The 21,970-nt window shown below is 65.6% G+C and carries 24 protein-coding genes; 18 read left to right on the top strand and 6 right to left on the bottom strand.

Translation table 11 applies throughout. The annotated features are described in order from the left end of the window. Positions 1-54 precede the first annotated feature (54 nt). From AC066S_RS20650 to adhP, 8 genes are all read left to right on the top strand, one after another. On the top strand, positions 55-978 hold the full coding sequence (locus AC066S_RS20650; RefSeq protein ID WP_126260912.1) for an AAA family ATPase: 924 nt from the start codon (positions 55-57) through the stop codon (positions 976-978). Positions 979-1,124: 146 nt separating this feature from the next. Next, a complete protein-coding gene (locus tag AC066S_RS20645; protein WP_478270471.1) occupies positions 1,125-2,327 on the top strand; it encodes a vWA domain-containing protein in 1,203 nt (400 codons plus the stop codon). Between the two features lie 10 nt (positions 2,328-2,337). Next, positions 2,338-2,661, top strand: coding sequence for an XdhC family protein (locus AC066S_RS20640; RefSeq protein WP_007602422.1), 324 nt, complete (start codon positions 2,338-2,340; stop codon positions 2,659-2,661). Positions 2,662-2,663: 2 nt separating this feature from the next. Continuing rightward, complete coding sequence (locus tag AC066S_RS20635; protein WP_135169203.1) at positions 2,664-3,365, top strand: XdhC family protein; 702 nt, start codon at positions 2,664-2,666, stop codon at positions 3,363-3,365. Next, on the top strand, positions 3,362-4,966 hold the full coding sequence (locus AC066S_RS20630) for an NTP transferase domain-containing protein (protein WP_478270470.1): 1,605 nt from the start codon (positions 3,362-3,364) through the stop codon (positions 4,964-4,966). Before AC066S_RS20635 ends, AC066S_RS20630 begins: the two co-directional genes overlap by 4 nt. A gap of 231 nt (positions 4,967-5,197) precedes the next feature. Next, positions 5,198-5,587 (top strand): DUF4189 domain-containing protein, encoded by a 390-nt coding sequence (locus AC066S_RS20625; RefSeq protein ID WP_126260916.1) that lies wholly within the window; start codon positions 5,198-5,200, stop codon positions 5,585-5,587. 161 nt (positions 5,588-5,748) lie between these two features. Next, entirely contained in the window at positions 5,749-6,159 is a 411-nt protein-coding gene (locus tag AC066S_RS20620) for a DUF2000 family protein (protein ID WP_126260917.1), read from the top strand. 138 nt (positions 6,160-6,297) lie between these two features. After that, a complete protein-coding gene (gene adhP, locus AC066S_RS20615; RefSeq protein WP_135169205.1) occupies positions 6,298-7,323 on the top strand; it encodes an alcohol dehydrogenase AdhP in 1,026 nt (341 codons plus the stop codon). 4 nt (positions 7,324-7,327) lie between these two features. Here adhP and AC066S_RS20610 read toward each other — a convergent pair whose 3' ends face one another. Genes AC066S_RS20610 through AC066S_RS20600 form a run of 3 tightly spaced genes read right to left on the bottom strand, consistent with a single transcriptional unit; the run spans position 7,328 to position 8,550 of the window. Continuing rightward, positions 7,328-7,741, bottom strand: coding sequence for a GFA family protein (locus AC066S_RS20610; RefSeq protein WP_126260919.1), 414 nt, complete (start codon positions 7,739-7,741; stop codon positions 7,328-7,330). Positions 7,742-7,753: 12 nt separating this feature from the next. Continuing rightward, positions 7,754-8,218: an SRPBCC family protein gene (locus tag AC066S_RS20605; RefSeq protein WP_126260920.1), complete on the bottom strand. Its 465-nt coding sequence runs from the start codon at positions 8,216-8,218 to the stop codon at positions 7,754-7,756. Further along, positions 8,215-8,550: an ArsR/SmtB family transcription factor gene (locus AC066S_RS20600; protein WP_126260921.1), complete on the bottom strand. Its 336-nt coding sequence runs from the start codon at positions 8,548-8,550 to the stop codon at positions 8,215-8,217. Before AC066S_RS20600 ends, AC066S_RS20605 begins: the two co-directional genes overlap by 4 nt. 108 nt (positions 8,551-8,658) lie before the next feature. Here AC066S_RS20600 and AC066S_RS20595 point away from each other — a divergent pair, with 108 nt between their 5' ends. The 6 genes from AC066S_RS20595 (at position 8,659) to AC066S_RS20570 (ending at position 14,838) form a co-directional block, all read left to right on the top strand. Next, positions 8,659-9,345, top strand: coding sequence for a TetR/AcrR family transcriptional regulator (locus AC066S_RS20595; RefSeq protein ID WP_478270469.1), 687 nt, complete (start codon positions 8,659-8,661; stop codon positions 9,343-9,345). After that, the gene (locus tag AC066S_RS20590; RefSeq protein ID WP_245481503.1) at positions 9,342-10,259 is read left to right on the top strand and encodes an HlyD family secretion protein; all 918 of its coding nucleotides are present in this window, start codon (positions 9,342-9,344) and stop codon (positions 10,257-10,259) included. Before AC066S_RS20595 ends, AC066S_RS20590 begins: the two co-directional genes overlap by 4 nt. Next, positions 10,256-11,188: an ABC transporter ATP-binding protein gene (locus AC066S_RS20585; protein ID WP_126260923.1), complete on the top strand. Its 933-nt coding sequence runs from the start codon at positions 10,256-10,258 to the stop codon at positions 11,186-11,188. The genes AC066S_RS20590 and AC066S_RS20585 overlap by 4 nt, the downstream gene beginning before the upstream one ends. Next, entirely contained in the window at positions 11,185-12,348 is a 1,164-nt protein-coding gene (locus tag AC066S_RS20580) for an ABC transporter permease (protein ID WP_126260924.1), read from the top strand. The genes AC066S_RS20585 and AC066S_RS20580 overlap by 4 nt, the downstream gene beginning before the upstream one ends. 110 nt (positions 12,349-12,458) lie before the next feature. Next, complete coding sequence (locus tag AC066S_RS20575) at positions 12,459-13,766, top strand: adenylate/guanylate cyclase domain-containing protein (protein WP_126260925.1); 1,308 nt, start codon at positions 12,459-12,461, stop codon at positions 13,764-13,766. A 157-nt stretch (positions 13,767-13,923) separates the two neighbouring features. Next, the gene (locus tag AC066S_RS20570; protein ID WP_126260926.1) at positions 13,924-14,838 is read left to right on the top strand and encodes a PhzF family phenazine biosynthesis protein; all 915 of its coding nucleotides are present in this window, start codon (positions 13,924-13,926) and stop codon (positions 14,836-14,838) included. A gap of 119 nt (positions 14,839-14,957) precedes the next feature. On the opposite strand, the gene AC066S_RS20565 is transcribed toward AC066S_RS20570, so the two are convergent. After that, a complete protein-coding gene (locus AC066S_RS20565; protein ID WP_126260927.1) occupies positions 14,958-15,419 on the bottom strand; it encodes a DUF488 domain-containing protein in 462 nt (153 codons plus the stop codon). A gap of 139 nt (positions 15,420-15,558) precedes the next feature. Next, positions 15,559-16,380 (bottom strand): DUF72 domain-containing protein, encoded by an 822-nt coding sequence (locus tag AC066S_RS20560; protein ID WP_164718994.1) that lies wholly within the window; start codon positions 16,378-16,380, stop codon positions 15,559-15,561. A gap of 117 nt (positions 16,381-16,497) precedes the next feature. Here AC066S_RS20560 and AC066S_RS20555 point away from each other — a divergent pair, with 117 nt between their 5' ends. From AC066S_RS20555 to AC066S_RS20540, 4 genes are all read left to right on the top strand, one after another. Beyond that, positions 16,498-16,878, top strand: coding sequence for a hypothetical protein (locus AC066S_RS20555; RefSeq protein WP_126260929.1), 381 nt, complete (start codon positions 16,498-16,500; stop codon positions 16,876-16,878). 71 nt (positions 16,879-16,949) lie between these two features. Continuing rightward, positions 16,950-17,153 (top strand): hypothetical protein, encoded by a 204-nt coding sequence (locus AC066S_RS20550; RefSeq protein WP_126260930.1) that lies wholly within the window; start codon positions 16,950-16,952, stop codon positions 17,151-17,153. Positions 17,154-17,393: 240 nt separating this feature from the next. Then, entirely contained in the window at positions 17,394-18,527 is a 1,134-nt protein-coding gene (locus AC066S_RS20545; protein ID WP_126260931.1) for a glycosyltransferase family 2 protein, read from the top strand. 4 nt (positions 18,528-18,531) lie between these two features. Continuing rightward, a complete protein-coding gene (locus tag AC066S_RS20540) occupies positions 18,532-20,034 on the top strand; it encodes a glycosyltransferase family 39 protein (protein ID WP_478270468.1) in 1,503 nt (500 codons plus the stop codon). Positions 20,035-20,039: 5 nt separating this feature from the next. Here the strand turns inward: AC066S_RS20540 and AC066S_RS20535 are convergent, their stop codons facing one another. After that, complete coding sequence (locus AC066S_RS20535) at positions 20,040-21,926, bottom strand: CHASE2 domain-containing protein (RefSeq protein WP_126260933.1); 1,887 nt, start codon at positions 21,924-21,926, stop codon at positions 20,040-20,042. Between the last annotated feature and the right edge of the window lie 44 nt (positions 21,927-21,970).

Raw genomic sequence — 21,970 nt, 5'->3', positions numbered from 1 at the left:
TCACCGACGGGCCCGATGCCTGCCCTGTGAGGGCGCAACCGAGACTGGCGTTTCATGACTTCAGTGGCCAATACTTCCAGTGCCATGCCGGCATCGGTCGATGCGATGCTCGAACTCCTGACCTCGCGCGGCTATCTCGCCGAGCGATCGCTGGCGACGGTGACGTACCTTTCGCTGCGCATGGGCCGGCCGCTGTTCCTGGAAGGCGAAGCCGGCGTCGGCAAGACCGAAATAGCCAAGGTGCTTGCGGCGGCGCTGGGGCGGAAGCTGATCCGCCTGCAATGCTATGAAGGCCTCGACGTCTCCTCGGCGGTCTACGAGTGGAACAGCGCGGCGCAGATGATCGCGATCCGGATGGCGGAAGCCGCCGGCGACACCGATCGCGACCAGCTCTCGAGCGACATCTTCGCCGACCGCTACATGATCAAGCGGCCGCTGCTCCAGGCGCTGGAGCCGGACGTCGCCGGCCCGCCTGTGCTGCTGATCGACGAGCTCGACCGGGCCGACGAGGCATTCGAGGCTTACCTGCTCGAAATTCTCAGCGACTTCCAGGTGACGATCCCGGAATTCGGCACCGTGAAGGCGCCACACCCGCCGATCGTCATCATCACCTCCAACCGTACCCGCGAGATTCACGACGCGCTGAAGCGGCGCTGCCTCTATCACTGGGTGGATTATCCCGCCGCCGAGCGGGAGCTCGCGATCGTCAAGTCGCGCGTGCCCGGCATCTCCGCAAAGCTGTCGCAGCAGGTCGTGCGCTTCGTGCAGGCGCTGCGCAACCAGGACTTCTACAAGTCGCCGGGCGTTGCCGAGACCATCGACTGGGCCACCGCTTTGTCCGAGCTCGACGCCCGCTCGCTGACCCCGCAAGTGGTCGGCGATACGCTGGGCGCGCTGCTCAAATATCAGGACGACATCACCCGGATGCAGGGCGACGCCTTGCAGAAGGTGCTGAAGGAAGCGACGAGCGAGAACTAGCCCCGCGTCGAATTGAGCTCGTCATTCCGGGGCGCGACGAAGTCGCGAGCCCGGAATCCATCGGGCCGCAGGGATTGCGGGTAAATGGATTCCGGGCTCGCGCCCAAGAGGGCGCGCCCCGGAATGACGGCGGAGAGTGTGGACCCATGGCCATCAACCACCTTGCCCCGGAGCAAACCGAGCAATTCGCCGACAATATCGTCGGCTTCGCCCGCGCGCTGCGCGCGGCGGGCATGCCGGTGGGGCCGGGTGCCGTCATCGATGCCATGAACGCGCTGCAGGTGATCGAGATCGGCAACCGCGCCGACGTCTTCACCACGCTGGAGGCGATCTTCGTCAAGCGCCATGAGCACGCGCTGATCTTCAGCCAGGCCTTCAACCTGTTCTTCCGCGCCTCCGAGGAGTGGAAGCACATGCTGGATTCAGTGCCGCTGCCGGACGAGGCCAAGAAGAAGCCGAAGGCCGGCTCGCGCCGCGTGCAGGAGGCGATGTCGCAGCCGCGCATGACGGAGACGCAGCAGCACCAGGAGCAGGATCTGCGCCTGTCGGTCTCGGACAAGGAAATCCTTCAGAAGAAGGATTTTGCGCAAATGAGCGCGGCGGAAATTGCCGAGGCGCTGCGCGCCATCGATCGCATGCACCTGCCGCAGGCCGAGCTCTTGACGCGCCGCTACCTGCCCAATCCGCGCGGGCTTCGCCTCGACCTCCGCCGCACGCTGCGTGCATCCTTGCGCACCGGCGGCGACATCATCGACATCCGTCGCCTCGGACGGATCGAGAAGCCGGCGCCGATCGTGGCGCTGCTCGATATTTCCGGCTCGATGAGCGAGTACACCCGCCTGTTCCTCCATTTCCTCCACGCCATCACCGATGCCCGCAAGCGCGTCTCGGTGTTCCTGTTCGGCACCCGTCTCACCAATGTCAGCCGTGCGCTGCGCCAGCGCGATCCCGACGAGGCGCTGGCGAGCTGCTCGGCTTCGGTCGAAGACTGGGCCGGCGGCACCCGGATCTCGGCCTCGCTGCACAACTTCAACAAATTGTGGGCGCGCCGCGTGCTGAGCCAGGGCGCCATCGTGCTGTTGATCTCCGACGGGCTGGAGCGGGAGGCCGATTCCAAGCTTGCCTTCGAGATGGACCGGCTGCACCGTTCCTGCCGGCGGCTGATCTGGCTCAACCCGCTCTTGCGGTTCGGCGGCTTCGAGGCCAAGGCGCAGGGCATCAAAATGATGCTCCCGCACGTTGACGAATTCCGCCCGGTACATAATTTGAGTTCGATCCAGGAGCTGATCACGACGCTCTCCCGGCCGCTGCCGCCGCAACACCGCAGCCTGATCCGCTCCGCAGCTTGAGAGGCCACCCATGCTCGATCGCGACGAGGATATCCTGAAGGCGGCAGAGGACTGGCAGAAGGCGGGCCGTGGCGTCGCCCTGGCGACGGTCGTCGAGACCTGGGGCTCGGCGCCGCGCCCGGCGGGCTCGAGCCTCGTCATCAACGACGAGGGCACGTTCTTGGGCTCGGTCTCCGGCGGCTGCGTCGAGGGCGCCGTGGTCACCGAGGCCATGGATGTGATCCAGAGTGGCAAACCGAGGATGCTGGAGTTTGGCGTCGCCGACGAGACCGCCTGGAATGTCGGGCTGTCCTGCGGCGGAACCATCCGCGTCTTCGTCGAGAAGGTCGGCTAGCCGTGAAGCTCGAGATCCTGCACGAACTCAATGCCGAGCGGGCCGCGCGCCGGCCGGCGATCCTGGTGACGGACACCGAGAGCGGCGAGCAGCGCCTGGTGAAGGCGAAGGATTTTGCCAAGGATCCGCTGCGCTCCGAGCTGGAGAAGCAGCTTCGCATGGGCAAGAGCGCCAGTGTTGAGGCCGGCGGCAAGAAACTGTTCCTCAACGTCTACGCGCCGACCGCAAAGCTCGTCATCGTCGGCGCGGTGCATATCAGCCAGGCGCTGGCGCCGCTGGCGCGCTCGCTCGGTTACGACGTCACCGTGGTCGATCCGCGCACCGCCTTTGCGAGCCCCGAGCGCTTCCCCGATATTCCGCTGGTGGCCGAATGGCCGGACACCGCGCTGCCGCCGCTCAATGTCGATGCCTACACCGCCTTCGTCGCGGTGACGCACGATCCCAAGATCGACGATCCCGCATTGCTGCATGCCTTCGAGCGCGGCTGCTTCTATATCGGCGCGCTCGGCTCGCGGAAGACGCACGCCAAGCGTGCCGACCGGCTGCGGGCGCAGGGCGCGAAGGAAAGCGACATCGCGCGGATCCACGCGCCCATCGGGCTCGCAATCGGCGCGGTCTCTCCGTCGGAGATCGCGGTCGCGATCATGGCGGAGATCACGGCAGTGCTCCGCCTGCCGCCCAGGGAAAAAGAAGAAGCGGCATGAAATTCGGCCCGGCCAGTCCCCAGGATGCGATCGGCGGAGTGACCGTTCACACCCTGCGCCAGGGGCCGCTGGTGCTGAAGAAGGGCACGACGATCGGCCCCGCCGAGGTCGAGGCGCTGGAGCGCGCCGGCATCAATGACATCGTCGTGGTGCGCATGGAGGCGGGCGACGTCTCCGAGGACGTCGCGGCCGCCAGCATCGCGCTCGCCGTCGGCGGCGAGGGCATCCATGTCGAGCGCGCCTTCACCGGCCGCGCCAACCTGTTCGCCGCGCGTCCGGGCGTGCTGGTGATCGACCGCGCCGCGGTCGATCGCATCAACAATGTCGACGAGGCCATCACCTTTGCGACGCTCTCCGCCTACAAGCCGGTGGTCGAGGGCGAGATGGTCGGCACCGTCAAGATCATCCCGTTCGGCGTCGCGGGAAGCTTGCGCGATGCCGCGGTGAAGGCGGCGGGCAAGGACGTGCTGAAGATCGCGCCTTACGTGATCCAGCGTGTCGGCGTGGTCTCGACCCTGCTGCCGGGCCTGTCCTCCAAGGTGATCGACAAGACGCTGCGGGTCACCGCGGAGCGGCTCGCGCCCGCGGGTGCCGGCATCATCGCCGAGCGGCGTGTCCAGCACGATGAAGGCGAGCTGTCGGCCGCGATCAAGGAATTGCTGGGCCTCGGGGCCGAGCTGGTCATCGTGTTCGGGGCGTCCGCGATCGCCGATCGCCGCGACGTGATCCCCGCGGCCGTCACCGCGATCGGCGGCGAGATCGAGCATTTCGGCATGCCGGTCGACCCCGGCAATCTCTTGCTGATTGCGCGCGCCGGCGGCGTGCCGGTGCTGGGCGCGCCGGGCTGTGCGCGCTCGCCGGTCGAGAACGGGTTCGACTGGGTGTTGATGCGGCTCCTCGCCGGCATTGAGGTGACGCGCGCCGAGCTGATGGGCATGGGCGTCGGCGGCCTGTTGATGGAGATCGTCACGCGCCCGCAGCCGCGCGCAAAACCCGAGACCGAGGGCAACAGCCAGGTCGCGGCCATCGTGCTCGCGGCGGGCCGTTCGACCCGGATGGGCGGACCGAACAAGCTGCTCGCCGAGCTCGACGGCAAGAAGCTGGTGCGCCTTGCGACCGAGCAGGCGCTGGCCTCGAAAGCATCCGAGGTGATCGTCGTCACGGGGCATCAGGCCGAGCTGGTCGAGCAGGCGCTGCAAGGCCTAAAGGTGAAATTCGTCCGCAATCCGGATTTCGCCGGCGGTATCGCCAGCTCGGTCAAGGCCGGCATCGCCGCCGTGCCGGAGGCCTGCGGCGGCGCCGTGGTGTGCCTCGGCGACATGCCGCTGATCGATTCCGGCCTGATCGACCGTCTCATCGACAGCTTTGCGCCCGACCGCGGCAATCTCATCGTCGTGCCCGTCAGCGAAGGCCGCCGCGGCAATCCCGTGCTGTGGTCGCGCCGCTTCTTCAAGGAGCTGATGACGCTCGACGGCGACGTCGGCGCGCGCCACCTGATCGCCAAGCATACCGAGGCCGTCGCCGAAGTGCCCGTTGACGGCGAGAGCGCCTTCCTCGACATCGACACGCCGCAGGCGCTGGAAGCGGCAAGGGGCGGATGACGCTGCCGTAGTGCCGTAGGGTGGGCAAAGGCGCTTGCGCCGTGCCCACCATCTCTCGATTGCGACTACAATTCGTGGGCACGCTTCGCTTTGCCCACCCTACGGCACCTTTGCACGCCCCACGGCGCCGGCGATCGCTCCTGGCTGCCCATTTTCAACCACCCGTTCACCAAGTGGAAACGACCCGGGCTTAGACTTGCCTCTACCTGCCTTGGGGGGAGGGGATTTTCCATGGCTTCGAACGTCGTCGCGCGCCGTTGCGCGATGTTTTGCTTTGTCTTGTCAGTTGCCGTCACCGGCGCCCGCTATATCAGTGAAGCCCGTGCCGCCGGTGCGTTTGCGGTCGGCAAATGCGGCGCGTATGGCCAGGCCTTCGATTATGGTCACGAGCATGAAGCGCGCGCCGCCGCGCAGAAGCAGTGCAAGGGCGATTGCACCACCGTGACGATGAAGCACGCCTGCGCGGCCATGTCGGTCGATCTCGCCAACCCCTGCGGCGCCTATGGCTATGCCGTCAAGCCGAAGATATCGGCCTCGCTCAACGCCGCCACGCGCGAATGCTACAAATACGGCGGCAAGGAATGCGTGATCCGCGCCTGGGCTTGCGACGCCAAGGGTTGATTCCATCCGCCTCTCTTGCTGTCATTCCGGGGCGATGCGTAGCATCGAACCCGGAATCCATTCGTCCACTTGCTCAGTAGCGCGATGGATTCTCAGGTGCGCAATTGCGCACCGTAGCTCGCGCCAAGTGGCGCGCCCCGGAATGACAGTCGAGGAATTGCATGCAGTTCGACACCAAGATCGCAGTCGTGATCCGCACCGATCTTCAGGTCTGGCAGAAGCTCAACGTCGCCGCCTTCCTCACCAGCGGCATCGCCGCCGCTTTTCCCGAATGCATCGGCGAAGCCTACGAAGACGCCTCAGGCACGAAATATCATGCGCTGATCGGTCAGCCGATCCTGATCTATGGCGCCGACGGTCCGGCGTTGTCGCGCGCGCTGGACCGTGCGCTCACGCGCAACGTCAAGCCGGCGGTCTATACCGAGGACATGTTCAGCACCACGCATGATGCCGCCAACCGCGAGGCGGTGAGGGCAGTGGCGCGCAACGATCTCAATCTCGTCGGCATCGCCATGCGCGCCGAGCGCAAGGTGATCGACAAGATCCTCGACGGCCTCAAGTTCCATAGTTGACACGTCGACATTTCGCCCAGCGTCATCGTTGTGTCATGATGGGGCTGGCCTTGCGCAAACTTTGTGCTGTTTGACCCCCGTCAAAGGGAGCGGGTGTGGCATCGCTAGTCTGCTTCACAACGCGCAAAGGAGCAGCAGATGCCGACCATGAAAGCCGCAATCGTCAAGCAATTCGGCAAGCCATTGGTGATCGAGGACGTGCCGGTGCCGCAGCCCGGTCCCGGCGAGGTTCTGGTCAAGGTCAAGGCCTGCGGCGTCTGCCACACCGACCTGCACGCGGCCTCCGGGGACTGGCCCGTGAAACCGGTTCCGCCCTTCATTCCCGGCCACGAGGCGGCCGGCATCGTCGCCGCGCTCGGGCCCGGTGTAAAGAATCTGAAGGTGGGGGATGCCGTGGGCGTCGCCTGGCTGCATGATGCCTGCATGGCTTGCGAATATTGCGAGACCGGCTGGGAGACCCTGTGCGAGCACCAGCACAACACCGGCTACAGCGTCAACGGCGGCTTCGCCGAATATGTCATCGCCTCGGCAGCTTTCGCCGCAAAGCTGCCGGCGACGGTCGATTTCGCTGCCATCGCGCCGATCCTGTGCGCCGGCGTCACCACTTACAAGGGCTTGAAGGAGACGGAGGCCAGGCCCGGCGAGTGGGTGGTGATCTCAGGCGTCGGCGGGCTTGGTCATGTCGCGATCCAGTACGCCAAGGCGATGGGGCTCAAGGTCGCTGCCGTCGACATCGCCGAGGACAAGCTCGCGTTGGCGCGCGAAACCGGCGCCGATCTCGCGGTCAATGCGCTCGCGGATGGCGCGGTGGACAAGGTGCTGACGGCAACCGGCGGCGGGGCTCACGGCGTGCTGGTTACGGCGGTCTCGACCGCCGCGTTCGGCCAGGCGCTGAAGATGGTGCGCCGGAAGGGCACCGTCAGTCTCGTCGGCCTGCCGCCGGGCGAATTCCCGACGCCGATCTTCGACGTCGTGCTCAAGCGCATCACGGTGCGCGGCTCGATCGTCGGCACGCGGCGCGACCTCGACGAAGCCGTCGCCTTCGCTGTGGAAGGCAAGGTGAAGGCCGAGGTAACCAAGGTGCCGCTTGCGCAAATCAACGATGTCTTCGAGCGGATGAAGGCCGGCAAGATCGACGGCCGCATGGTGCTGGATTTCGGCTAGCGCCTCATCCGGGCGGCATGCCTGCGAACTTTAGCAGGCTGGGGTCGATCTGATCCCAGTCATGGGCGCGCGCCGCGAAAGTGATTGCTTGCGGCTTGTAGCGGGCCGGCTCGTCGAGGCTTGCGGCGCGGATCGTGAAGACGTCGGGCTGCGCCGCGAAGGTCATATACACGGCCACGCCGCATTGCGTGCAGAAACCCCGCGTCTTCACCTTGCCGCTGTCGGCGACCATGTCCCAATGCCTGGCCTCGCCAGCGACCGTGACGCCGGCCCGCGCGAACGTCGCGTACGAGCCATGGCCGCTGCCGCTTTCCCGCTGACAGTCCCGGCACTGACAATGATTGCTGAACAGGGGCTCACCCAGAATCGAATAGCGGATCGCGCCGCAGGCGCAGCCGCCGGTATAGGGCTTGTCCATGGTGATGCGTCCTTACTTGTCTTCGCCGGAGATGGCATCGAGCCGCTGCAGCACCTTGACCCAGCCATCGCTCATGTTGCGATAAGCGGTATCGTTCTTCGGCGTCACGAAGCCCGAATGCACCACACGCACGCGCGTGCCTGCTTCGACCGGTGTGAGCGACCAGGTGACGACCGTGTCGAGCGCCGAGCCGTAACCGGTATTGCTCTCGTCGCCGCCCTTCCAGGCATAGGCAAAGCGCTGGTTCGGCACGACCTCCAGAACGCGGCAATGGATCGTGCCGTCCCAGGCGCCGGCCGGATTGGTCTTGAAGGTGAAGGTGTTGCCCTCGACAGCCTCGAAACCGGTCGGCGGCATCAGCCAGCGCGCAATCAACTGAGCGCTGGTCAGCGCCTTCCAGATCGTCGCGACGGCGTGAGGGAAGACCTCGTCGAGGACGATGTCTTGGGTTTGGACTTTGGAAGCAACTGCACTCACGGATCGATCTCCTTCAACAGGTCACGCAGGTTCTGGAAGCGCTCGCGCCAGAACACACCGTAATGGTCCATCCAGGTGACCAGGGGCTCGAGCCCCTCCGGCGCGGCGCGGTAATAGACGTTGCGGCCCTCGGCGCGCTCGGCGACGAGGCCCGCCTGCTTCAGCGACTTCAGGTGCTGCGAGACCGCGCCCTGGGTCACGCCGCTGCCGCGCGTCAGCTCGGCGACGCTGATCTCCTTGCTCTCGAACACGCGCTCGAACACGGCCCGCCGCGTCGGGTCGGCGAGGGCGCGCATCACGGCGGTGACGGGGTTTGGGGCAGCTTCGGTCATGACGTTAAATTAGTATACACTAATTCATTAGTCAACACTAATTCGTCAGTCCCGTCCTAATGCATCGTAGGACTTGACTATGACTGACTAGTCAGTCATAAATTACCCATGCCAAAGAAATCGACCAGGCTCGCCAAACCGTCTGCAGAGGGTGGAGACCATCCGTCCGCGACCCGCGGAGAGATGCCCGCGTCGAACCGCGCGGCGCGCGCGCTGGAGCGGCGCGCGGCCATCGTCGAGGCGGCGATGGAGGAATTCATCGCCCGCGGCTTTGCCGCGACGCGGCTCGACGACATCGCCAAGCGTGCCGGTGTCGCCAAGGGCACGATCTATCTGCACTTCAAGGACAAGGAATCGATGTTCGAGGAGCTGGTGCGCATCGTGATCGTGCCGGTCGTGGCGCGGCTGACTGCGCTGCCGCCGCCGACGGGCTCGGTGCGCGACCTCATCGAGGCCTTTGCCGGCAACTTCCTCAAAGAGGTCATCGGCACCAAGCGCGGCGATCTGGTGCGGCTGATTGTGGCGGAGGGGCCGCGCTTTCCGGCCGTCGCCGACTTCTACTACCGTGAGGTCGTCTCGCGCGGCATCGCCGCCATGCGCGGTCTGATCGAGCTCGGCATCGCCCGCGGCGAGATTCGCCAGAAGGACCTCGCACACTATCCGCAGATCCTGGTCGCGCCGGCGATGATCGCGGTGATCTGGCAGAGCCTGTTTGCGCGGCATGCGCCGCTCGACGCGCAGGACATGCTGCGCGTCCATCTCGATCTGATTTTTGGCGAACGGAGGACGACATGAGGTCGTCGCGAACCATTTCTCACCACATCCTGAGGAGCGCGGAACGCGCGTCTCGAAGGATGCAGGCCCGGTTGCGGCTCCTCGCCCTTCGAGACGCCGCTTCGCGGCTGCTCAGGGTGAGGGATCGACAGCAATATCTGCCGCGCCTTTGCTCGATCGTGGTTCTGGTGTTCGCGACCTCGCTTGCCGGCTGCAACGAGAAGCGCGATCCCGGCTTCCAGGGCTGGGTCGAGGCCGACATGATCTTCGTCAGTCCGGACGAAGCGGGGCGGGTGACGAAGCTCAATGTCCGCGAGGGCGACGAGGTCAAGGTCGGCGATGCTCTCTATTCCGTCGATGACGATCTCCAGCGCGCCGATCTCAACCAGAACAAGGCGACGCTGGCGAATGCGCAGCAGACCTATGATCGCGCGGCCTCGCTGAGCAAGACCGGCTCGGGCACGCAGGCCAATCTCGACTCCGCCGTGTCCGCGTTGCGTGTCGCGGAAGCGCGGGTGGCGACGTCGGAAACGCGGATGGCGCGGCGCAAGGGCTTTGCGCCCGTTGCCGGCACCATCCAGCAGATTTATTTCCGCGAGGGGGAGATGGTGGCGGCGCAGCGGCCGGTCCTGTCGATCATGCCGCCCGGCAACATGAAGCTGCGCTTCTTCGTGCCGGAGACGGCGCTGCCGAAGCTTGCGATCGGCGATACGGTGCGCGTCTCCTGCGACAATTGCGCGGCCGATCTGACCGCAAAGATCTATTTCATCGCGACCTCGGCCGAATACACCCCGCCGGTCATCTACAGCCTCGATGAGCGCAGCAAGCTGGTCTATCTGGTCCAGGCGCGGCCCTCGCGCCCCGACGCGCTACGGGTCGGCCAGCCGATCGACGTCTATCTCAACCCCAAGACTCCGGTGGCGGACAAGCGATGAACGGCGGCAACGGCATCGCGATCGACGTCAAGGGCCTGAGCAAATCGTTCGGCGGCCGCGAGGTCGTGCACGATCTGTCGATGCAGGTGAGGCGCGGCTCGATCTACGGATTTCTCGGGCCGAACGGCTCCGGCAAGACCACCACCATCCGCATCCTCTGCGGGCTGCTCACGCCCGACAGCGGCGAGGGCACCTGCCTCGGCTACGATATCCGCCGCGATGCCGAGAAGATCAAGCGCCAGGTCGGCTACATGACCCAGCGCTTCAGCCTGTACCAGGATCTCTCCGTGCGCGAGAACCTCGAATTCGTCGCGCGGCTCTACGGCCTGGCTGACGCGCGCGGCGCCGCACGCGACATGGTCAAGCGGCTCGGGCTCTCAGGGCGCGAGGGGCAGCTTGCGGGCGAGCTCTCCGGCGGCTGGAAACAGCGGTTGGCTCTCGGAGCCTGCACGCTGCCCAATCCACAATTGTTGCTGCTCGACGAGCCTACCGCCGGCGTAGACCCCAAGGCGCGGCGCGATTTCTGGAACGAGATCCATGCACTCGCCGCCGAGGGCCTCACCGTGCTGGTCTCGACCCATTACATGGACGAGGCCGAGCGCTGCCACGAGATCGCCTACATCGCCTATGGCCATCTGCTGGCCCACGGCACGGTGGAGGAGGTGATCGCGAAATCCGCGCTGACGACCTACACCGTGACGGGCGAGGACCTCAACGCGCTTGCGGCCGAGCTCATCGGCAAGGCGGGGGTCGACATGGTGGCACCGTTCGGCACCTCGCTGCACGTTTCGGGGCGCGACGTCGCCGCGCTCGAAGCCAGCATCGGGCCGTGGCGCGAAAGAAGCGGCCTGCACTGGCACAAATCGTCGCCCTCGCTGGAAGACGTGTTCATCGAGCTGATGGGGCGCTCCAAGGACAATTTCCAATGAGCGCCGTCGAACATCCCGCGCCACGGCACGACATCCGGGAGCGCTTCGGTTTCCTGCGGCGCTCCTATGCAATGCTGATCAAGGAGTTCATCCAGCTGGGGCGCGACCGCGTCTCGTTCGCGATGATCGTGATGCTGCCGGTGATGCAGCTCATGCTGTTCGGTTACGCCATCAATACCACGCCGCATCATCTCCCGAGCGCGGTGCTGCTCCAGGAGGATTCCGACCTTGCCCGCTCGATCCTGAAGGCTCTGGAGAACACCGCCTATTTCCGCTTCCTCTACGAAGTCCACGACGTCGAAGAATTCGACAATCTCCTGAAATCCGGCAAGGTGCTGTTCGGTGTCGAGATCCCGCGCGGCTTCGAGCGCGCGGTGCGGCGCGGCGACAAGCCGGCGCTGCTGGTCGCCGCCGACGCCACGGACCCGGTCGCGGCGAGCGCGGCGATCGGTTCGCTCGGCATGGTCGTGCAGACCGCGCTCAAGCACGATCTCTATATCGGCGATCCCCCGGAGATGCCGTTCGAGATCCGCGCGCATGCGCGTTACAATCCGGCAGCGGCCTCCAGCCTCAACATCGTGCCAGGCCTCGTCGGCACCATCCTCACTATGACCATGCTGATCTTCACCGCGCTGTCGGTCACGCGCGAAGTCGAGCGCGGCACCATGGAGAGCCTGCTGTCGATGCCGATCAAGCCGGTCGAGGTGATGCTCGGCAAGATCATCCCTTACGTGCTGGTCGGCTTCGTCCAGGCCTTCCTCATCATCAGCATCGGCGTCGGCCTGTTCGGCGTGCCCGTGCTCGGCAACCTCGTCCTGCTGGCGCTGCTCTCGACCCTGTTCATCACCACCAATCTGTCGATCGGCTACACCATATCGACACTGGTGCAGAACCAGCTTCAGGCGATGCAGATGTCCATGATGTTCTTCCTGCCAAGCATCTTGCTGTCCGGCTTCATGTTTCCGTTCGCTGGCATGCCGGCCTGGGCGCAATATGTCGGCGAATGCCTGCCGCTGACCCATTATCTGCGCATCGTCCGCGCCATCATGCTGAAGGGGGCGACCATGCAGAATTTGCACTTCGACACGCTGGCGCTGGCGGCTTTGATGCTGTTCGCCATGACCATCGCCGTGACGCGCTTCCGCCGTACGCTGGATTGAGGCAAAGTGTCGATTGAGAGTCATTCCGCGGCACGCGTAGCGTGAGCCCGGAATCTCGAGATTCCGGGTTCGATGCTGACGCATCGCCCCGGAATGACCTTGGGGGGATGATGGCCAAGTTTGCGAGCAGGAAAGCGCGGCAGCATGCCGTCTTGTCGGAGGACTTCGAGCGCGAGCTGACGCGGGAGGTGCTGCGCACCGAGCTGCTCCGGGTGCGGGCGCTGATCGCGACCGGCTGCGTCATGACGCTGTTCCTCACCGCGATGTATTTGATCGCCCCCGCCGTGGTGAACCGGGTCTGGCGCGGCACCGAAGGGCTCGCCGAAGTCTACGGCCTGCTCGTCGGGTTCATTTTGTTCGAGGTCTGGGTCCACACCCAGATCAGGAAGAACCTCCGCCTCGATCGCGACCTGCCCGTGGTCAGGCGCTATATCGGCGCGCTGATCGAGACATCGGTGCCGACGGTGATCCTGATCCTGCAAATCCGGACCATGGGCGCAACCCAGGCGCTCGGCTTCGTCGTGCCGCTGATCTATTTCATCTTCGTCATCCTCTCGACCCTGCGGCTCGACTTCTGGCTCTCGACCTTTACCGGCTTCGTCGCTGCTGCCGAGCTGTTCGCGGTCGCACTGGTCTACGACGCCTCGAGCAGCATCGGCGCACCCCAGCTCTATTTTCACGCGGTCCGCAGCACCATCATCCTGATCTGCGGCGTGCTCGCTGGCGCCGTCGGCGCGCAACTGCGGCGGCAGTTCGCCGCGAGCATCGCGGCCGCCACCGCGCGCGACCGGGTCACCAATCTGTTCGGCCAGCACGTCTCGCCGCAGGTGGTGGAGCGGCTGATGACGGCGGGAACGCGCGCAAGCGGCGACGTCCGCCGCGTCGCGGTGATGTTCGTCGATTTCCGCGGCTTCACGGCCGGCGCGCAGTCGCGCACGCCGCAGGAGGTGGTCGACCGGCTCGACGGCGCCTTCGCCGTGCTGGTGGATATCCTCGATCGCCACGGCGGCATCGTGAACAAGTTCCTGGGCGATGGCTTTCTCGCCCTGTTCGGCGCGCCGCTGGAAGCATCCGACGCCGCGCACCGCGCGGTCGCCGCCGGTCGCGAGATGCTCCGGGCAATGGACCGCATCAACGCAGAGACGAGCTGGCCGCTGCGGATCGGCATCGGCATCCATTTCGGCGAGGTCGTCGCCGGCAATATCGGCTCGCCCCGGCGGAAGGAATACACCGTCATCGGCGACACCGTGAACTTCGCCTCGCGGCTTGAGGCTCTGAACAAGGATTTCGGCTCGCAGCTCCTGATCTCCGCATCCGTGCGCGACGCGCTGGGAGCCGACGGCAGCGATGCCGTCGCGCTCGGCGAAGTCGAGGTGCGCGGCTACGAGCAGAAGGTGCCGGTGTTTCAGCTGGGGTAGCGCGCCTTCACAGGTCACTCCCGCTCGATCGAAGCGGGATCGCGCTTGCGAATGCTCCGATTGCTCCGAATTTTAGGGCATGACGAGCGATATCGCGGGCTTGTAGACTGCCGGCGATGCGGCCGGTTGCGGCCGCGACTTGCATGGGGAAGTGACGATGCAGCGCCGCTACATCACCGTTGACGTGTTCACCGATCGCGCCTTCGGCGGCAACCAGCTCGCCGTGGTGCTCGACGCCGGCGGGCTCACGACGGCGCAGATGCAGGCGATCGCCACCGAATTCAACTATTCCGAGACCACCTTCGTGCTGCCGCCGCACGACAAGGCCAATGATGCGCAGGTCCGCATCTTCACGCCGGTGCAGGAGATTGCCTTTGCGGGCCATCCCAACGTCGGCACCGCCTTCGTGCTCGCCTCGATGGCGAAGGAGCCGAAGCCGCGCCTGCTGTTCGAGGAGAAGGCCGGGCTCGTGCCCGTCGACATCGTGAGAGAGCAGGGCCGGGTGACCAGGACCGAGCTGACCGCGCCGCAGCCGCTGGAGCGGCTCTCACGACTGTCGGCTGCCGAAGCCGCGAGCTGCATCTCGCTCGTCGCGGACGACATCAAGACAGACATTCACGAGCCTGAGATCGTCACCGTCGGGAACGCGTTTCTGGTGATGGAGCTGCATTCGCGCGAGGCGCTGAAACGCGCGCGGCCGGATGCGGCAGCCTACGGCAAGGTCTTGCCGCGCGACGGGGCCCGCTCGGTGTGGTTCTATACGCGCGACGTGCCCGCGGCGGAGGTGCCTTGCGAACGCCAGGCGCGGATGTTCATGCGCGGCGCCAGCGGTCTCGTCGAGGATCCCGCCACCGGCAGCGCGACGGTCGCCGCCGCCGCGCTGTTCGCCGATCTCGATCCCGTGCGCGACGGCGAGCTCAAGCTCACCATCGGCCAGGGTTTTGACATGGGCCGGCCGAGCATCTTGCTGACGCGCGTGAGCAAGCAGGGCGGCAAGATCGTCTCCGCCCATGTCGGCGGACAATGCGTGCAGATGATGGAAGGAACGTTCAGGCTCGCGGGGGAGGGCTAGATCTATCAATCCGTCATTCCGGGGCGCGTAGCGCGAGCCCGGAATCCATCGAGCGGCAGGGTTGGTAGATGCATGGATTCCGGGCTCAGCGCTTCGCGCTGCCCCGGAATGACAGGTCACTACACCTGCCGTCCCACCAAGTTCGTCACCGCGACCCCATCGCGTTCCTCGATGATCTCCGCGATCATCTGGCGGTGGCAATGGGTATGGTCGCGCTCATAGCAGAGCAGGCACACCGGGCCTGCCTTCTTCATCAGCGCCGAGAGCTCGTCCATCGCTTCCCTGGCCTCGGGCGCCTTCAGGTGCTTTGAAAAAATCTTCTCCAGCACGTCGTACTGTCCGCTGCGTGCGGCGAGGCGGCCTTCCCTGGGCGTACCGAGCGCGGCGAGGTGGACATAGGCGATGCCGCGTTCGTCGAGCCCCGCCGCAAGCTGCTTCTTGGAAAAGCCCGGCCGGCGCGACGACGTCACCGCGCGCACGTCGACCACGAGCTTGACGCCGGCCTCTTCCAGCTCGTCCAGCACCGCCTTGGGCGGCGTCTGTTCATAACCGATGGTGAACAGCTCTTTCGCCTTTGCCATGGATCACCTCAAGTTATGACAGGGGAGGCCGTCATGCCCGGGTTTGTCCCGGGCATCCACGTTCTTCGTGCCGCGCAGCAGCCATGACGTGTGGAGGCTTCGGTGCTCTCAACTACAAGCGACAAAGGCCATAGCTCGCTCAGCTCACCCGCGCGATCAGTTCCATGGCGCCGGCCGGTGCGCGCACCTTGCCCTCGTGAATGACATAGGCGAACACGTCGCGCGGCGCCTTCTTCGGCCTGGCTTCGTCCACTTTGGGCAGGTCGTCCGGTTCACCGCCGGAAGCCCAGGCTTGAAAGCGCTCGGCCCAGGCATCGAGCTGCTTTGGCGGATAGCAGGTCTTGATCTCGTCATTGCCCTTCTGAAGCCGGGCATAGACGAAATCGCCGGCAACATCGGCGATGGCGGGATATTTGCCGTGCTCGGCGAACACCACGGGCGTCTCGAATTCGCGGATCAGCGCCACGAAATCCGGCGTGCAGAAACTGTCGTGGCGAACCTCGACGACGTGGCGCAGTGCGCGCCCCTCGAGCTTGCGCGGCAGCAGTTCCAGGAACTTGCCGAAATCGGCGCCGTCGAATTTCTTGGTCGGCGCGAACTGCCACAGCACCGGCCCAAGATGGTTGCCGAGTTCCAGCACGCCGGAATCATAGAAGCGCTTGATGGAATCGCCTGCTTCCGCCAGCACGCGGCGATTGGTGGCAAAGCGCGGTCCCTTCACCGAGAACACGAAACCCTCGGGCACCTCGCTCGCCCATTTGCGAAAGCTCTCCGGCTTCTGCGAGCCATAATAGGTGCCGTTGATCTCGATCGAGGTCAGCTTCGAGGCCGCATAAGACAGCTCCTTCGCCTGCGCCAGCTTCTCCGGATAGAACACGCCGCGCCAGGGCTCGAAGGTCCAGCCGCCGATTCCGATGAAGATGTTGCCGGATTTTTTGGACGCGGTTTTTGCTTTGGCCACGGAAGATCTCGCATCGACGGGGAGGGAAGACTGCATCCTAGTCAAACGAGATGTGATTGGCCAGTTCTCGCCTCCGGTCTAAGCTCGGCAGTGCGATCTGCGAAAAAGGAGAACAAGATGCGGATGCTGATGCTGGGAGCGGCGCTCGGCATGATGACATCTGCCGCCATGATGTCCTCGGTCATGGCGGATGACGACGGCGCCAAGGGCGCGCAGAAGCTCGCCCAGCAGGGCCGTGACGATTACTGGCATTGCCTGGCGCGGGAATATTCGCGCGACAGCAATCAGGGAATGACGGAACAGGATTTTAGCCGCTCGGTCGCGGGCGCCTGTCGGTCGGAGCGGCAATATTACCGGGTGGCGCTGCTCGACTATCTCACCACGCAATATCCTGAGATCGATGCCGGCGCCCATCTCGCGACCGCGAACAGGGCGGTGGAATCCGCGCAGAAGGACATCGTGACGGCCTTCGTCAAGCACAGGCCACCGGCGAAGTAGGGCCGTGGCCCTTCCGGCTCCGCGCGCATCCGTGGTATCACAGCGCGCATCTGGAACAGGGATGGGTTTCCATGGCGTCTGAGTCGGTGGGGGGCATTTTGGGCGCGATCGTTGCCGCGATCGTGCTTGCGGTCGCCGTCGTCTTCGGGCCGATCGGCCAGTACGGCAAGCCGCCCAAACCGGCGAAAGCCGAGCAGGCCCCGACTGCGGCACCCGCAGCCCCCGCCGCGCCCGCTCCGCGCGGCCCGATCATCCGGGAAGTGCCGAACCAATAAGGCTTAAATTCCGGTTTCCGGCCCCTTGCGAAGCTGTCTTGTCGTTCCTATCTAGGTTCTAACGGCGACGTTGAGCGAAAACTCCGGCGCTGGGACGACCTTGGAATAGCTTAGGCTTGCGCCGGATGTACGCGCAGCCCGCCGTTCCGGGGTCGTTGGCATTTTAGGCCCCCTTTTGGGGCTTTTCCCACAGACCTCCCGGCTTGGCAGCGCAGGATGCGGCAGATATACGCTGCCGTCATGAATGAAGCGATCAGACCGGGCTCCGACAACCCGCGACAGGCTCAAGAGGGCCCGGAACTGTCGGTCATCGTCCCGACCTTCAACGAGCGCGACAACGTCACGGTGCTGTACCGGCGCCTGGAGGCGACGCTCACCAATGTCGCGTGGGAGGTCGTGTTCGTCGACGACAATTCGCCCGACGGCACCTGGGACGTGGTGCGCGCGCTGGCGCAGGAGGACAGCCGCGTGCGCTGCATCCGCCGCATTGGCCGCCGGGGTCTGTCAGGCGCCTGCATCGAGGGCATCCTGGCCTCCAGCGCGCCCTTTGTCGCCGTGATCGATGCCGACCTCCAGCACGACGAGACGCAACTTCCGAAGATGCTGTTGCTGCTCGCCAGCGACCAGGCCGATCTCGTGGTCGGCAGCCGCTACATCGAGGGCTACAAGAGCGAAGGCTTCAACAAGCAGCGCGCCGGCGCCAGCGCGCTGGCGACCGAGGTCGCAAGGAAGATGCTCCGGGTCGAGATCGCCGATCCGATGAGCGGATTCTTCATGATCCGCCGCGACCGGTTCGAGCAGCTCGCGCCGAAGCTGTCCGTGCACGGTTTCAAGATCCTGCTCGACGTCGTCGCGACCGCGCACGGCAACTTGCGGGCGGTCGAGATTCCCTACACCTTCGGCGCCCGTCAGCACGGCGAGAGCAAGCTCGATTCCATGGTCGCGCTCGACTTCCTCGGCCTCGTGCTCGCCAAGCTGAGCAACGACATCGTCTCGCTGCGCTTCATCCTGTTCGCGATGGTCGGCGGCATCGGCCTCGTGGTGCATCTGGCCACGCTGTTCATCGCGCTTCAGCTGTTCAACGCGCCGTTCGCGGAGGCGCAGGCCGCCGGCGCCATCGTCGCCATGACCAGCAATTTCGTCCTCAACAACTTCCTCACCTATCGCGATCAGCGGCTGAAGGGGTTTGCGCTGCTGCGCGGCCTGATCGCCTTCTACATCGTGTGCAGCGTCGGCCTGCTCGCCAATGTCGGCGTCGCCTTCTCGGTCTACGACCAGGAGCCGATCTGGTGGCTGGCCGGCATGGCCGGCGCGCTGATGGGCGTGGTGTGGAACTACGCGATGTCCGGACTGTTTGTCTGGCGCAAGAAATAGCGCGATGGGCGGGGCTGACGCGCGGATCGTCCGCAACACCGCGCTGCTGATTCTCGCGCTGGTGGCCCTGCGGCTCATCGCGGCCGCGTTCACGCCGATCACCTTCGACGAAGCCTATTACTGGATGTGGTCGAAGAACCTGGCCGGGGGCTATTACGACCACCCGCCGATGGTCGCTTACGTGATCCGCGCCGGCACCATGATCGCCGGCGATACCGAGCTCGGCGTCCGCCTGGTCTCGATCCTGCTGGCGCTACCGATGAGCTATGCGGTCTACCGCTCCGCGGCGATCCTGTTCGGCGGGGCGCGCGTCGCGGCGACCAGTGCCATCCTGCTCAACGTGACGCTGCTGGCCTCCGTCGGCACGCTGATCGTGACGCCGGATGCGCCGCTGCTGGTCGCATCCAGCTTCGTGCTGTTCTTCCTCGCCAAGGTGCTGGAGACCGGCCGCGGCGTCTGGTGGCTCGCGGTCGGCGCGGCGGTCGGCGCGGCGCTGCTGTCGAAATACACCGCGATGTTCTTTGGCGCTGCGATCCTGATCTGGCTCGCTTTCGTGCCGAAGCTGCGGCGCTGGTTTCTCTCGCCCTGGCCCTATCTCGGCGGCCTCGTTGCGCTCGCGCTGTTCGCGCCGGTGATTCTCTGGAACGCGGACCATCAATGGGTCTCGTTCGCAAAGCAGCTCGGCCGCGCCAGGATCGAGGACTTCCGTCCGGTCTTTATCGCCGAACTGATCCCGACCCAGATCGCGTTCGCGACCCCCTTGGTCTTCATCCTCGGCGCGATGGGTCTGCACGCGCTGACCTGGCAGCGCGCGGGCGCGCTGGCCTCGCGCGTGCTGATCGAGGCGATGTTCTGGACCATCGTCGCCTATTTCGTCTGGCATTCGCTGCATGCCCGCGTCGAAGCCAACTGGTTCGCGCCGGTCTATCCGCCCTTCGTCATTGCTGCCGCGGCCGCCGCCAACCTCGTGCAGTGGAAGCCGCGTGCGCGGCGCCTGGCGGATGTCTGCCTGCGCTGGGCGGCGCCCACCGGCATCGTGATGTTTGCCGCGCTGATCGTGCAGGCCAACACCGGCTGGTTGTCCGGCTATCGCCGCGATGCCACCGTGCGCAGCGTCGGTGTCGGCTGGCGCGAGCTCGCCGCGGGAATCGAAGAGGTGCGCGCGCGCCATGGCGCGAGCTGTGTGCTCGCGCAGGACTACGGCACCACGGGATGGCTCGCTTTCTATTTGCCGCGCGGCACCTGCGTGCTGCAGCAGAACCAGCGTATCCGCTGGGTCAACATGGACGAGCCCGATCCCAAGCTGCTTGCAGGCAAGCTGCTCTATGTCGACGAGCTGCGTTCCGGCGGTCACCCCGTCCTCAACGATCTCTTTGCGAAGGTCACGCAGGTCGCGCAATTGCAGCGCAAGCGCGGCCCGCTTGTCGTCGAGACCTACAGCATCGATCTGCTCGAAGGCGCCAAGGGCGACGTGCTCGACCGCTCGCCGCCGCCGGAAGCAAGATAGCTACCTCAGCCGATCACTTCGGCCTTGACCGCAGCCTGGCCCGGGCCGCGTTGATCGCGCCAGAACCACACCGTCACGACCCCTGAGCGGCCGCGGATGCGGGCGAGCAGGGGTCCCGACAGGATGCCGTCGGGATCCCCGTGGAAGTCGGCTGCATCCAGCAGCGTATCGCTGAGCGCGAGCCGGGCGCCGTTCTGGGCGGCCACCTCCATCAGCCGGCTCGCGACGTTGACGGTGTCGCCCGTCGCCGTGATGTGCTGGTGACTTTCGCCGAGCCGCGAGGCGACGATCTCGCCGAAATGCGCGCCGATCTTGAAGCCGAGTCGATCGCCGATGGCCGGCGGCAGCGAGGCGATCCAGCGTTCGACGCTGCGATGCAGGTCGATCGCACATTTCAGCGCGCGCGCCGGATCATCGGGCATCGCACCCGGAAGTCCGAACAGGATCATGGCGCCGTCGCCGAGAAAGCCGGTGATCGTGCCGCCGCAATCAACTGCAACCTTGTCGATCAGCGCGTGGAATGCCTTCAGGACCTCCTGGATCGCATCCGGATCGGTCCGTTCGCTCAGGGCGGTGAAGCCGGAGAGATCGATGAAGACTACCGCTGCGTTCTGCCGGACGGGTTTTGACAGGAAATTCGGATCGCGCGCCAGCCATCCTTGCACTGCAGGTGACTGGAACCGGGCAAGCGACTTGCTCTTGGCGGCGAGATATTGCGTGCGGCGGCCTCCGGCCCACAGCTGTACACCGGCAAAGATCGCAACCGGAGGCACCGCGGCGGCCAGCGTGGTTGCCGCATTCAGCCAGACGCCATGCGTGAACGCGAGCGTATTGAGCGCAGCCCAGGCGATCATCACAGCGGCCGCCGCCATAATGCCGAGCGCGCTGCGGCGCCAGGCGAGCAAGCCGACCAGCAGCATCGGCAGCAGGATCGCAGCCAGCGCGTCGGCGATACGAACCCTGTGGTCGCGCACGATGCCGTCGCCGGCCACAAGATGGGTGATCGCTGTCGAGACCACCTCGACGCCGGGCATCAACGAATCGAACGGTGTGGGATAGAAGTCGCCGCCGCCGGCGACCGAAGCGCCGATCACGACGATCCGGTTTTCGATCGCCGCGCGATCGAGCGTGCCGTCGAAGATGCTCTGCGCGCTGACGGTGCGGATGGTGCGTCGCGGACCGTAATAGGTGATCGGCAGCGCGAAATCGGTGTCGGTCGGCACCGCGCGGTCGCCGAGCATGAGACGATCCGGCGCGATCGTCAGCGGCTTGTCGAGCGCGCGGCTGGCGACCCGCAGGGGGAACGACAGCTCGACCTTGTCGTGGGTCCGGAACAGCATCGGCACCGAGAGTGGAGAGCCAGACTGTCCTGTCGCGACATTGACGACGCCGACCTCGGCGTGGTCGGCGAACGCCGGCAACGGCAGCAGGAAGCGTTCGGCTTGCGGCAGCACGGCGAGGGGACCCTGGCTGCTCGGCTCCACGGTTTCGCTGGCGCTGGGGAAGATCGCCGCGGCGGCGAGCACCATGGGACCGGTCGCCAGCGTGTTGGCCAGCGTGGCGTCGCCGATCGCAGCGCTGCGATCGACGAGCAGGAGATCGATCGCGACCACCTTCGGCTTGAACTGCACGATGGTGTCGACGACGCGGGCGAGGTCGGCGCGCGGCAGCGGATAGCTTCCGCCGCGCTTCACCACGGTATCGTCGATCGCAACGATGGTGACGAGATCTGGCGGACGCTGCACGCCGCGGATTTGGGTCCGCCAATCGGTCAGCGTTGCTTCGAGGCGGTCGAGAAAGCGCAGATGCCCGTAGCCGTGCGCGGCATAGATGCCCGCGCCCCACAGCGCGGTGAGGATGAGTGCCACCAGGATCTGAACGCGTCTAGTCACTACGTGCTGCAATCTTCTTTGTTCTAAGTCCTGTTGGCCAAGTC

This window comes from Bradyrhizobium sp. CFUWI, assembly GCF_056429085.1.
This window is presented reverse-complemented; position numbering and strand designations above follow the sequence as displayed.